Source organism: Streptomyces sp. NPDC111656 (genome assembly GCF_055656965.1).
On record NZ_JBVKCA010000005.1, the window covers coordinates 262,246 to 274,565 of the forward strand.

Consider the following 12,320-nt stretch of genomic DNA (forward strand, 5'->3'; position numbering starts at 1 on the left):
GGAGCGGAACTCATCGGCGGAGCGGAGAATTTCTGGATTCAGTACGTCACCGGGAGCGCGAGCAGGCCGCGGGCGCGCAGGGAGGGCCGCCACCGCAGCTCGGCGGGGTCGGTGTCCAGCGCGAGGTCCGGAAGGCGTTCCAGGAGTGCGGTGACGGCGATCTCCGTCTCCAGGCGGGCCAGCGGCGCGCCCACGCAGTAGTGGATACCCCGGCCGAGGGCGAGATGGCCGGAGGCGTCCCGGCCGAGGTCGAGCCGCTCGGGGTCCGGGAAGCGGGCCGGGTCCCGGTTGGCCGCGGCCAGGGACAGCAGGACGGTCTCGCCCGCGGGCACGGTGACCGCGCCGATCGTCACGTCCTCCACCGGGAAGCGCCGGATGGCGAGCAGCGCGGGCCCTTCGTGGCGCGCGAACTCCTCGACCGCGTTCGGGAATCGCTCCGGGTTCGCGCGCAGGGCGGCCAGCTGGTCGGGGTGGGTGAGCAGTCCCAGGATGGCGTTGCCGATGAGCTGCACGGTGTTCTCGTAGCCCGCGAAGAGGATGAGGAAGGCGAGCGACATCAGCTCGTCCTCGGTGAGCCGGTCGCCCTCGTCGCGCACCGCGATCAGGTCGGAGAGCAGGTCGTCCGCCGGCTTCTTCCGTTTGTCCGCGAGGAGTTGGGTGAGGAACCCGAGCATGGCCGCGACCGCTTCCTTGGCGGCCCCGGGGCGCGTCGGGTCCGGCGCGACGAGCACGTCGGTCCAGGCCCGGAAGTCCCGGCGGTGCTCCCCCGGAATGCCCAGCAGGTCGCAGATGACGGTGATGGGCAGGGGCGCGGCGTACGCGGTCATCAGGTCGGCGCTGCCGTGCGGTCCGAGCGCGTCGAGGAGCCGGTCGGCGGTTTCCCGTACGGGTGTGCGCAGTTGCTCGATGCGGCGTGATGTGAAGGCGCGGACCACCAGGCGCCGGATGCGGGTGTGGTCGGGCGCCTCCATGTTCAGGAGGTTGGCGTCGAGGGCGGGCGGCAGCGACAGCCCCTGGTAACTACCGGGCAGCGCGTGCTTCTTGTCCATCGAGAGCAGCGGGTTCGCGAGCGCCTCACGGACGTCCTCGTAGCGGGTGACGAGCCAGGCGGGGTTGCCGTCGGTACCGGCGACGCGGTGCACGGGCGCGGTGTCGCGCAGGCGGTCGTAGACGGCGTACGGGTGGTCGATGAGGCCTTCTGCGGGGTCCATGCCCTCCAGCCTAGGCAGCGTGGATCAGGTGTCGTACTCCTGAATCCGCCTCCCGTGGCCCCGGTCGACGAGCGCGGGCAACCGCTGCCCCAACTCGGCGACGGTGGCGGGCAGATCGAGTGTCATCAGCTCGCGGTCGCGCATCAGGACACGCCCGTCGACGATCGTCGTCGTCACGTCCCCGGCGCGGGCGCTGTGGACGAGGGTGGCGGCGAGATCGTGCACGGGCTGGGTGTGCGGGCCGCTGAGGTCGACGAGGACGATGTCGGCGCGCCGCCCCGGTGCGAGGCTGCCGATCCGCTCGCCCAGGCCGACGGCCCGCGCGCTCTGGAGGGTCGCGTGGTGCAGGGCTTGACGGGAGGTCAGCCATCGTGGGTCGCCCTCGGTGGACTTCTGCACGAGTGAGGTGAGCGCCATCGACTCCCACACGTCCAGGGAGTTGTTCGACGCGGCTCCGTCCGTGGCGAGTCCGACGGGGACGCCGATCTCGCGCAGGGCCCGTACCGGGGTCGGGCCCCAGGCGAACTTGAGATAGCCGCGGGGTGCGGTCGCGACGGCCACGGGTCCGCTCGCGCCCGCCAGCACCGGCAGGTCGCGGTCGACGATGCCGGTGCCGTGCGCGATGAGCAGGCCGGGTGCGTTGTCGAGGAGCCCGGCGCGCTGGAGGATCTCGATGGGCGTCCGGCCGTACCGGGCGAGGCTGGTGTCGGTCTGGCCGCGGCTCTCGGCCGCGTGCAGGTGCACGGGAAGGCCGTGCTCGCGGGCGAGGGCGGCGGTCGCGGCGAGATCGGCGTCGTCCACGGTGTACGGGGCGTGCGGGGCGAGGGCGGTGGTGATGCGGCCGCCCGCACCGCCGCGCTGCCGCAGCGCGAACTCCAGAGACCTCTCGCGGCCTTCGGCGCCCTGCGAGGAGAAGTAGGCCTCGCCGAGGTGCGCGCGCAGGCCGCTCTCGGCCACCACGGCGGCGACCGCGTCCATCGAGAAGTAGTGGTCGGCGAAGCAGGTGACGCCCCCGCGGATCATCTCGGCGCAGGCGAGCCTCGCCCCCAACTCCACGTCCTTCGCCGTGAGGTTGGACTCGATGGGCCAGATGAAGTCGTTGAACCACTCCTCGGCGGGCAGGTCCTCGGCGATCCCGCGCAGGGCGACCATCGGGGTGTGCGTATGGCAGTTGATCAGGCCGGGCATCGCCACCTGGCCGCGCGCGTCGATGCGCAGGGCGGCGTCCGGAAGGCGCGCCTCGCGCGTGACCGCCTCGATGACCCCACCCCGTACGACGATCGAGGCGTCCTCGACGAACGCGATCTCCTCGTGCTCGTCGTGCACGAGCGCGGTGCACCCGGTGATGAGGAGGTCGGCGGGGCCGGCCGCGGAGGGGGTGATGGCGGACGGGGCCGGGACGGACGGCGTCATGGCGTCACCGTACGACGGGTCGGGCTCCCGGTGCTCAGCCCGCGAGCGGAACGGGGAGCGCCTGCCCCTCCTTCACCAACAGCCCCACGCGTTCCCGCCCCTCGGCCAGTTCGTCGAGGAGTGCGGTGATGCGTTCGGTGTGCTGGGGGGTGAGCCGTCCGGTGTCGTCGAGCTGTACGGCGCACGCGGTCGTGGTGTCGACGAGGCGTTCGAGGGTGGCCGCGACCTCGTCCGTTCCCTCGGCGTGCCGGGCCAGCGCGGGGAGTTCGGCGGCGGCGAGGTCGATCGAGACGCGGGCCTCGGCGAGCGCGCGGTAGGCCTCACGGCGCAGGGTCCAGCGGCCGGCCCGGTCGTCGGTCGTGCCGTCGTCCAGCACGTGGGCCAGGTAGACGTGCGCGGCCTCGGCGGCGTGGGTGAGACGGGCCCGTACCCCTCCCCCGCGCTGCCCGAGCGCCGGCAGATGCCCGACGAGCAGCACGATCGCGCAGGCCAGCAGCGTTTCGCCGATCCGGCTCCAGGAGGCCCCCGGCTCCCCGCCCACCATGACGAGGCAGAGCACGAGCACGGTGACGACGGCGGTCTGCGCCGCGAAGTGCCGGGTGGCGACGGGGATCAGGGCGCCGCACAGCGCCACCAGGGCGACCAGCCCGGCGGGGCGCGGGAGGAGCGCCGCGAACCCGGCGAAGAGGACGGCGCCGAGCACGGTCCCCGCCGCCCGGCAGATCACGCGTGAGGCGAGCGGTCCGAGGTCGGGCTTGACCAGGAAGACGGCGGTCGCCGGGAGCCAGTACCAGTGGGAGTGGCTGCCGTACCAGCGGGCGTGGTGCAGGGCCTGTGCCACGGCCACACTGGCGCCGAAGCAGAGGGCGACCCGGAGCCCGTACTCGCGTCCTGCGGAACCGAGGACCGTGCGGGCGAGGGACGTGGCGGTACGGCGCCGCGTGTGCAGCGCGGTGTCGTCGCCACCCCTGTCGAAGGCGTCGGCCGCGTGCAGGAGTGCGTCGTCGAGGGCGCGCAGGGCCGGGGCGGAGCGGCTGGGCGCGGGCAGCGACCCTGTGCGCGTGCTGGTCCGTACGGCGACGGCGAGTCGTCGCGGCCCTTCGACGGCCCGTGCGGGCACCGCCTCGCCCGCCCAGGCGAGCGCGGTGGCGGCCTCGGCGAGCGGGAGCGCGGCGGCGTACTGCGCGTGCAGCCGCCGCTCGGCCGCGGAACTGGCGTACGACCGCAGCCGGGGCCCGCCTAGCGCGTCCTGAGCGTGGTCGAGCGCGGCGGTGAGGGCGACCCGGCGACCGGGCGCGTCCGGCCCCCCGACCGCTTCGAGCAGCGCGGCGACGGCGTCGTACACACCCCCGACGGCATCCCGCTCCCCGTCGAAGCGGTAGTCGCCGGCGGTGGCCCCGGGTGTGGGCAGCGCGAGCCGCAGCACGAGCAGCCATCCGGCCCCGCCGACGAAGAAGAGCGCACGCTGCCAGCCGGGCTCGGGCAGCGGCATCCCGGCCCCGATGGCGGCGGCGACGAGCAGCTGTGTACCCGCTCCGCTCGCGACGGGTCCGACGGCGCTGACCGCGCCGGCGAGCAGCCCGAGCACGGTGAGGAGAAGGGTGAGCGTCACCGCGCCGACGTGCTGTCCCGCGTACGACCCCACGAGCAGCCCACCGGCTCCCGCGAGCGCCGGCACGCCGAGCCGCCTGACCGCGGCCCTACGGCTGCCCGGCCGGTCGTTGATCCCGGCGAACATGGCCCCGAGGGCGGCGACGACACCGACGGACGTACGCCCGCTCAGCACCGCCACGAGCAGCGGCGGTCCGGCGGCCAGGGCGCCCCGCGCGACCGCGCTCCAGGGCACGGGGCCGCGCTGTGCGCGCAGGGCGTGGGCGAGCCAGGGCGGTACGGCGGCGCTGAGGCGGGACACGGGACTCCTGTCGGGCGAGGGCGGGGGCGCCTTCGGGCGACGTCGGCCGGGCGGTGTACTGCCTACGGTAGAACGCGTTGCTGGAGGAAATGGAACGCGTGTATTTCCGGAAGGTGACGCATCGCAGGGATGCCGCGTTCTTTATGAACGCAACTGCCGGTCGGCCGGGGACGAACCGGGAACGAGCCGGGGATGAAATGGAGCGGGTCCGAGGGCGTAGCCGGCCCCCGGACCCTTGTGATGCCACCCATGTCACACGCCGGCACGCTTGAGAACCCAGGTCAGTCGTTATGTCGCCGCGTCCTGCCTTTGGACCACCACGCATCGAGCTGCGCGGACTGGACTTGAACCAGCATTTCGGCGTGCCGGGGCCTGGGCCCGGTCGATCCGGCGATCGGCGGCGAATGCTGAGTCTGGAGCAAGAGTCTGAGATTGATCACGGTCTGCCTCTGCCGAGTTGGGCTACCGCGGCGCGTGGGCACTCCGTGGAGTGCCGTGTGGTGCCGCGGGGAGGACTCGAACCTCCACTGGAACCGTGCATTCACGACAAGCTTCAGGTTCAGCTTGCGCTCCTCGCGCACCCCGGCCGTGGTGCGTTGTGGCCGGGGAGTTTCAGAGGCTACCCGAACAGGTAGCCGAACACGGAGTCCCCGACGCGCTGGTCGACGATGTCCACGCCGTTCGCCTCTTCCCGGGCGAACTTGACGGCTTGCTGCAACTTCTCGACCCGGTCGAGCAGTTCGTTCACGCGTCGCGCGGGCAGGGCGCCGGAGAACTTCACGGTCGTCCAGTACCCGACGGGAATGTCCTCGTAGTACACCTCGACCTGGGCGGGATGCTTCTCGGTGGCCTCGGCCTTGACGTGGTTGCGCGGCACCTTCTTGGTCCGCAGCGTCCTGACGGGCTCGGTCTTCCACGCGTCCGTCGACGGGTCCTGGACCCACGACTCGGAGGCGTCGAGAACGGGCAGCTTCCGCACAAAGGTGTTGAGATCGGTGAGCTGCTTCTCAAGGAAGAGCAGATACGACACGGGCACGTCGGCGACGAGGACCCGCCCGTCCACCTTCACATCCGCCCGGGCCGTGCAGTTCGCCCAGTCCTTGGTGGCGGTCACGTCGAACAGCCGGGTGAGCGTCCCCGCGGTCTCCCGCAACACGTCCTCGGCCTGCACCTGCACCCGCGTCGACTCGGGCGGCAGCTGCTCGCCCTCCTCGTCCTTCGGCTGATAGGTCCGCGAGATGCCGGCCAGCAATGCGGGTTTCTGCAGCCCGTGATGAGCGGCCGTCAGGTCCTGATGGGACTTGGACTTGATGCCCTTCTCCACTGCGATGATCTGATTGAGTTTCGCCACGTCGGTGACGGTAGCAGTGGCGACGGGGGCTTTTCGAAGGGTTATTCGACACCGGATTCCCGCGCACGGGCGACCCCGGCGTCCTGGACCTCCTCGGCCCGGGCGAGCTCGGCGTCCAAGGCCTCCTCGGCCCGGATGACCGCCGCGTCCAAGACCGCCTCCGCCCGCCCGAGCATGTGCACCAGCCCTTCCGGCTCGTTCACCCCGCCGCGCACGATCTCGTCGATCCCTCTCAACCCGGCCCGCTCCAGCAGCCGCTTCTCGTTCGTCACCCACTCCCCGCGCGCCGCCAGCACCGCGTGACCGGTCTGCAGGGCGGCGGTCGCCAGCGCTCCCACGACCTCCGTGAGACGACCGGCGGGTGCGTGGTTGGCCTTGGCGTAGGCGAGGGTGGCACGGGCGGTGCCGTGCCAGTGGGCGGAAGCGGAGGTGCGGAGTTTCGCCGGATAGGCCGCGGGGCGGGGCAGATCGCCGCGCAGGACACGGTTGACGGCGAGCTCGGCGACGAGGAGGTAGCTGGGGATTCCGGCGAGATGGAAGAGAAGCGGCTCCACATGGAACCGTCCCTGCTCCGCACTAGCCAACTCCCGTTCCACCACGTCGAGATCCCGGTAATGGACGTCGACACGACGGCCTTCGACGGTCAGCCAGGCACCGCCGTTGAACACGCCCCCGCCCCAGCCACCGATCTCCGAGACCTCACCCTGCCAGCCGACGGCCCGCAGGTCGTCGGGGTCGAAGGCGCCCCGGTAGTAGATCGCCAGGTCCCAGTCACTGTCGGGGCCATGGGTGCCTTGCGCGCGGGAGCCACCGAGGGCGACGGCCCGGACGGCGGGGAGGGCGGCCAGGCGGGCGGTGACGTGGGCGAGGAACTTCTCGTCGTCGATGTGCGGCGGCCGGGTCGGTGTGGGCATGAGGAGAGGATGCGGTCGGGTGACGGGGCTGTCGAGCCAATATCCGCCGGGAGGCCGGCCCGTCCCCTCGCGGGGGCAGGGCCTTCGGCTGGGGACGAGTCGGGGCTAAATCGCATGCGACCGCCCTCCGTCCGCCCACACCATAGGAAGGTTGCCCGCCCAGTCGAGGATTCCTGGAGTTCCCGTGCCCGCTCGCGTCACCGTCCCCGGTCTCTTCCCGCCTCCCGGCTACGCTCACGTGTCGGTCGTCGAGGCGGGTGCGCGGCTCGCCTTTCTCGCCGGGGCCGTGCCGCTGGACGCGGCGGGGAAGATCGTCGGTGTGGGGGATCCCGTGCGGCAGGCCGAGCAGGTGATCGCCAATCTCGGTGAGCAACTCCGTGCGGTGGGCAGTGACTTCGCGCATGTGGTGGCGACCGATGTGTATGTCGTCAGCGGTGAGCCGAGGGTGCTGTCCGACGTGTGGGGTGTCGTCGAGGCGTCCGGGCTCAGCACGGGACCCCACTCGTCGACGCTGCTCGGCGTGGCCTGCCTCGGGTACACGGGGCAGTTGGTGGAGATCACGGCGACGGCGGTCGTGCCCGAGGCCGGGTCCGAGGCCGAGTCCGAGGCCGAGCCCGAGTCCAAGGTCGAGTCCGAGGTCGAGGCCATGTTCACCCTCAGCCTGCACCCCACACCCTCCGCTTCGGCAGCGGTCGCGCGTAGCTGCCCACCCGGCTCGTCCTGAGGCCCAGGGAGACCAGGGACTCCGCGAGTTTGACCGCGGCGGCGACGCCGTCGACGACCGGGAGGCCCAGTTTCTCCCCGACCGCCCGTTGCAGGCCCGTCATGCCGGCACAGCCGAGGACGAGGACCTCGGCGCCGGCCTCCCGTGCCCGCTCCGCCGCGGTCACGAACGCCTCCTGCGTGCGCTGGACGTCGCCGAGGTCGAGAACGCCGAGGCCGGTGCCGACGACCGCGGCGCAGTTCTGGGCGACTCCGGCGGCGTACAGGCTGTCCTCGATCTGGCCGCGTGAGCGCTCCAGGGTGGTGACGACTCCGTAGCGGCGGCCGAGCAGGCAGGCGAGGTGGGCGGCGGCCTCGGTGATGTCGACGACGGGCACGTCAACGAGTTCGCGCGCGCCCTCGCGTCCGTGTTCGCCGAAGCCCGCCATGACCACGGCGTCGCGGGGACCCTCGTACGTGCGCAGGGTGTCGAGGACGGCCGCGGCGGAGAGGTAGCTGTCGAGCCAGCCCTCGGCGGACTCGGGTCCCCAGGCGGGGGTGAGGCCGGTCACGGTGGTGCCCGGGCCTGCGGCGGCCCGGGCACCTCGCACGATCTCCTCGGTCATCTCCTGCGTGGTGTTGCAGTTGGTGACGACGATGTGCACGCCGCTCAGACCTCCACGGGCTCGGTGACGGCGGTCTCGTCGGCGGCGCGCTCGGTGCGGCAGAGGGTCATGTACAGGCCCGCGGCCAGCGCGGTTCCGATGAACCAGGAGTACGGGGCCACGTCGCTGAACGCCTTCACCAGGGCCAGTACCGCGGCGACCGCCGCCGAGGGCAGGAACGCCCACAGAGCCTTGGGATTGACGCCCTTGCGGTAGTAGTACGGCGATCCGGGCCGGGCGTCGAAGAGTTGGCCGACGTCGATCCTGCCGCGCTTCACCCAGTAGTAGTCGATCATGATGATGCCGAACAGCGGGCCCAGGAAGGCGCCGAGGCCGCCGAGGAAGTAGTTGACGACCGTGGGGTTGGAGAAGAGGTTCCAGGGGGTCACGACCAGTGCGGCGACCGTGCTGATCATGCCGCCGATCTTGAAGGTGATCTTCTGCGGCCAGACGTTCGCCAGGTCGTACGCGGGTGAGACGAAGTTGGCGACGATGTTGACGCCCATGGTGGCGATGGCGAAGGTCAGGGCGCCGAGGACCAGGACCCAGGTGTTGCCGACCTTGGCGACCAGCAGCGCGGGGTCGGTGATGGCCTCGCCGAACGCCTCGATGGAACCGGCCGTGACGATGACGGACACGATGACGAAGGCCGTGGAGTTGATCGGCAGGCCCCAGAAGTTGCCGCGCCTGACCGTCTTGTAGCTGGGGGCGAAGCGCGAGAAGTCGCAGAAGTTGAGCATCAGCGTGCCATAGGTGGCCAGGATCAGGCCGACCGCGCCGAACCACTGGCGCCACTGTTCGCCCACGGAGACCGGGTGCGGGGTCGAGGTGAGCGAGATGCTCCAGCCGGCCTTGGCGAGGACCCAGACGGCCAGCGCGATCATGACGAGCCAGATGGCCGGGCCGCAGAAGTCCTGGAACTTGCGGACCGACTCCATGCCCTGGCTGATGATCATCGCCTGGATCAGCCAGAGGGAGACGAAGGACGTCCAGCCGAGCGCGTCCAGGCCGAGGAAGGAGTGGTGGGTCCACGATTCCAGGCCGGGCCAGGCGGCGAGCAGCATGACGTTCACGGCGACGGAGGCCAGGTAGGTCTGGATCCCGTACCACATGATGGCGATGACGGCCCTGATCAGCGCCGGGATGTTGGCGCCCCAGACGCCGAAGCTGATGCGGCTGACGACGGGGAAGGGCACGCCGGTGCGCTGGCCGATGCGGCCCATCAGGTTCATGCCGGCGTAGATGATCACGAAGCCGACGAGCAGCGAGGTGAAGATCTGCCAGACGTTCATGCCGAGGACCAGCAGGCCCGCGGCGAAGGTGTAGTTGCCGAGGTTGTGGACGTCGGACATCCACATGGCGAAGAGGTCGAAGACCTTCCAGTTGCGCTTCTCCGCGGGTGCGAGGTCTTCGTTGGTGAGCCGGGGGTCGGGGACGAACGCTGGGGTGCCGGTGACTTCGGCACGGTCGGCGAGGGACACGGGGCCTCCATGGGCGAGGGGACGGAGGACGGCGGTTCGCGTGGGGGGCGGCGGCTGTGGCGCGTACGGGACGGCCCTGCGGAACGTGTTTGGTATACCAAACTGCCGCCATGGTCTCGCCGTCAAGCGTTCTGACCGATGTCCGAGCGGTTACGGCTCCGTAAATCACCCCCGGAGTCGGCGAAGATGGCCCCATGACGAAGATCGAACCCCTGGGCGCGGAACGGGAACCCCTGGGCGCGGTCCGCGAACGCGTTCTGGCCGCACTGCGGCAGGAGATCATCGCGGGGCGGCTGCGCCCCGGGGACCGTCTCGTCGAACGCGAGCTGGCGGAGCGGTTCGGGGTCTCACGGGTTCCCGTGCGCGAGGCGATCCGCGCGCTCGTGGCGGAGGGGTTCGTGCACTTCGAGACACCGCGCCGCACGGTCGTACGCCGGCTCACCCCGACGGACGTGGCCGAACTCTTCGAGCTGCGCGAAGCACTGGAGGTCTACGCGGCCGGGCTCGCGGCGGCACGGGCGACACCGCGGGACCTCGCTGAGCTGGCGGACCTGCTGGACCGTGCGGCGACGGCGACCCGCGCCGACGACGCGGAGGCGATCACCGACATCAACACCCGCTTCCACGACCGCATCCTCGCCATGGCGGGCAACAGCCTGCTGATCTCCGTCATGGAGCCGGTCGACGGCCGACTGCGCTGGCTCACCCGCCAGAACGAGGAGTGGCCCCAACTCCTCACCGAACACCATGAGTTGTACGAGTCCATCGCCTCCGGCGACCCGGAGCGCGCCCGCGCGCACGCCCTCGCCCACGTGCAGGCCAACTACCGGTCGACGGTGCGGCATCTCTTCGGCGAAACAGAGGCTCCCCAAGCCTGAAGTGGGCTAGGGCAGGGCGTACTTGTCCGTCGCCGCCACCAACGCGTCCACCACACCCCTCGCCCCCATGGTGTGCCCCACGTCGTCGACGACGATCAACTCGCTGTCGGGCCAGCCGTGGTGGAGCCGCCACACCGTGCCCAGCAGGTTCCCGAAGTCGAGACTTCCCTGGACGAGGGTGCCGGGGATGCCCTTCAGCAGGGGCGCGTCGCGGATCACGACGCCTTCGTCGTTGCCTTCCCCCAGGAAGTGGTCGTTGCCGAAGTAATGGGTGACGGTCCGCGCGAAAGCCATGCGGAACTCCGGGTCCTCATAGCGCTTCTCCGACCGCGGCGGCGCGGGAACGATCGCCGTCTCCCAGTCCGTCCAGGCCCGCGCCGCCCGCGCCCGCACCTCGAGGTCGGGCGACTCGAGCAGCCGGTTGTACGCGGCGGCGAGGTTCCCGCCCCGCTCCCCCTCGGGCAGTTCGGCGAGGAACCGCTCGAAGGCCTCGGGGAAGAACCGTCCAAGTCCCCTGGTCAGCAGGGCCACTTCGGCGTTCGCGCCGGTGCCCACCGCGGTCAGCACCAGCTCGGAGACGACGTCCGGGTGCGTCTGCGCGTACCGCAGCCCCAGCACCGACCCCCACGACACGCCCCACACCAGCCACCGCCGGATGCCCAAGTGCCGTCGCAGCAGCTCCAGGTCGCCGATCACATGCGCCGTCGTGTTGACGGCCATGTCCGTCCCGTACGCGGCGGCGTGCGGCGTGGAGCGTCCGCAGCCGCGCTGGTCGAGCAGCACGATCCGGTACTTGGCGGGGTCGCAGTAGCGCCGGAACCAAGGACCGCAGCCGGACCCCGGACCGCCGTGCAGCATGACGGCCGGCTTGCCGTCGGGGTTTCCGCAGACCTCCCAGTACACGCGGTTGCCGTCGCCGACGTCGAGCATGCCGTGGTCGTACGGTTCGATCTCCGGATACAGGCCCATCGGGCGAGGTTAACCGTCGTACGGTCGCGTCGTCAGCCCCGCCGCCCCCGCCGCCGTACGCAGCACGTCCCGCAGCATGGCGGGCGTCAGCCGTCCGGTGAACGTGTTCCGCTGGCTGACGTGGAAGCACCCGAACAGCTCGACGGATCCCGCCGCCGGCCCGTCCTGCGCCCCCAGCGAAACCCTCGCCCCGTGCGCGAACACCGGCCTGGGCCGGGGCACCGTCCATCCCGCCGCGGCGAAGGCGGGCAACGCGGCCTGCCAGCCGAAGGCTCCCAGCACGACCACCGACCGGAGCGTGGGCCGCAGCAGCTCCAACTCCCGTACGAGCCAGGGGCGGCAGGTGTCCCGTTCGCCGGGTGTCGGCTTGTTGGCGGGCGGCGCGCAGTGCACGGGCGAGGTGACGCGTACGCCGTACAGCTCCAGTCCGTCGTCCGCGCTCACCGAGGTCCCGCGCGAGGCGAGCCCCACGTCGTGCAGCGCCGCGTAGAGCACGTCCCCGGAGCGGTCCCCGGTGAACATCCGTCCGGTCCGGTTCCCGCCGTGGGCGGCGGGTGCGAGTCCGACGATGAGCAGCGAGGCGTCGGCCGGTCCGTAGCCGGGAACGGGGCGCCCCCAGTACGTCTGGTCGGCGAAGGCGGCGCGTCTCGTGCGGGCGACCTCCTCGCGCCACGCGACCAGCCTCGGACACGCCCGGCACCCGGCGATCCGGGCGTCCAGATCAGTCAGTGCGTCCAGGTCACCCAGTGCGCCCGGGCCGTCCAGGTCGCCGACGATGCCGGGATCGCTCCTGCCGGCCGGGCTGCTGTCCATGCCCCCACCGT

General features: G+C 71.6%; 10 protein-coding genes and 1 pseudogene. 2 read left to right on the forward strand and 9 right to left on the reverse strand.

Features of this window, described 5'->3' with window-relative positions:
* Positions 1–38: 38 nt before the first annotated feature.
* From ACZ7M3_RS17445 to ACZ7M3_RS17465, 5 genes are all read right to left on the reverse strand, one after another.
* Positions 39–1,211, reverse strand: coding sequence for a cytochrome P450 family protein (locus ACZ7M3_RS17445; protein ID WP_472064198.1), 1,173 nt, complete (start codon positions 1,209–1,211; stop codon positions 39–41).
* A 24-nt stretch (positions 1,212–1,235) separates the two neighbouring features.
* A complete protein-coding gene (locus ACZ7M3_RS17450) occupies positions 1,236–2,624 on the reverse strand; it encodes an amidohydrolase (RefSeq protein ID WP_472064200.1) in 1,389 nt (462 codons plus the stop codon).
* Between the two features lie 34 nt (positions 2,625–2,658).
* Positions 2,659–4,536: an FUSC family protein gene (locus tag ACZ7M3_RS17455; protein WP_472064201.1), complete on the reverse strand. Its 1,878-nt coding sequence runs from the start codon at positions 4,534–4,536 to the stop codon at positions 2,659–2,661.
* Between the two features lie 619 nt (positions 4,537–5,155).
* Positions 5,156–5,887: a DUF7873 family protein gene (locus ACZ7M3_RS17460; protein ID WP_472064203.1), complete on the reverse strand. Its 732-nt coding sequence runs from the start codon at positions 5,885–5,887 to the stop codon at positions 5,156–5,158.
* A 41-nt stretch (positions 5,888–5,928) separates the two neighbouring features.
* Complete coding sequence (locus ACZ7M3_RS17465) at positions 5,929–6,801, reverse strand: nucleotidyltransferase domain-containing protein (RefSeq protein WP_472064205.1); 873 nt, start codon at positions 6,799–6,801, stop codon at positions 5,929–5,931.
* Between the two features lie 184 nt (positions 6,802–6,985).
* Here ACZ7M3_RS17465 and ACZ7M3_RS17470 point away from each other — a divergent pair.
* Positions 6,986–7,384 (forward strand): annotated as a pseudogene (locus ACZ7M3_RS17470) (RidA family protein); the annotation flags it as partial.
* Between the two features lie 73 nt (positions 7,385–7,457).
* Here the strand turns inward: ACZ7M3_RS17470 and ACZ7M3_RS17475 are convergent.
* Positions 7,458–8,168, reverse strand: coding sequence for an aspartate/glutamate racemase family protein (locus ACZ7M3_RS17475; protein WP_472064207.1), 711 nt, complete (start codon positions 8,166–8,168; stop codon positions 7,458–7,460).
* A gap of 5 nt (positions 8,169–8,173) precedes the next feature.
* Positions 8,174–9,649 (reverse strand): NCS1 family nucleobase:cation symporter-1, encoded by a 1,476-nt coding sequence (locus ACZ7M3_RS17480; RefSeq protein ID WP_472064209.1) that lies wholly within the window; start codon positions 9,647–9,649, stop codon positions 8,174–8,176.
* 194 nt (positions 9,650–9,843) lie between these two features.
* Between ACZ7M3_RS17480 and ACZ7M3_RS17485 the strand changes: the two genes are divergently transcribed.
* Positions 9,844–10,527, forward strand: coding sequence for a GntR family transcriptional regulator (locus ACZ7M3_RS17485; RefSeq protein ID WP_472064211.1), 684 nt, complete (start codon positions 9,844–9,846; stop codon positions 10,525–10,527).
* Between the two features lie 6 nt (positions 10,528–10,533).
* Here ACZ7M3_RS17485 and pip read toward each other — a convergent pair whose 3' ends face one another.
* Positions 10,534–11,496 carry a prolyl aminopeptidase gene (gene pip / locus ACZ7M3_RS17490; protein ID WP_472064213.1) on the reverse strand — a complete coding sequence of 321 codons (963 nt, stop codon included), beginning with the start codon at positions 11,494–11,496 and terminating at the stop codon, positions 10,534–10,536.
* 9 nt (positions 11,497–11,505) lie between these two features.
* Positions 11,506–12,309 carry a uracil-DNA glycosylase gene (locus ACZ7M3_RS17495; protein WP_472064215.1) on the reverse strand — a complete coding sequence of 268 codons (804 nt, stop codon included), beginning with the start codon at positions 12,307–12,309 and terminating at the stop codon, positions 11,506–11,508.
* Between the last annotated feature and the right edge of the window lie 11 nt (positions 12,310–12,320).

Bases quoted from the DNA above. Each gene is read 5' to 3' on its own strand.
- ACZ7M3_RS17450 (WP_472064200.1), bottom strand. From the start codon at position 2,624: ATGACGCCGTCCGTCCCGGCCCCGTCCGCCATCACCCCCTCCGCGGCC.
- ACZ7M3_RS17445 (WP_472064198.1), bottom strand. From the start codon at position 1,211: ATGGACCCCGCAGAAGGCCTCATCGACCACCCGTACGCCGTCTACGAC.
- ACZ7M3_RS17465 (WP_472064205.1), bottom strand. From the start codon at position 6,801: ATGCCCACACCGACCCGGCCGCCGCACATCGACGACGAGAAGTTCCTC.
- pip (WP_472064213.1), bottom strand. From the start codon at position 11,496: ATGGGCCTGTATCCGGAGATCGAACCGTACGACCACGGCATGCTCGAC.
- ACZ7M3_RS17485 (WP_472064211.1), top strand. From the start codon at position 9,844: ATGACGAAGATCGAACCCCTGGGCGCGGAACGGGAACCCCTGGGCGCG.
- ACZ7M3_RS17495 (WP_472064215.1), bottom strand. From the start codon at position 12,309: ATGGACAGCAGCCCGGCCGGCAGGAGCGATCCCGGCATCGTCGGCGAC.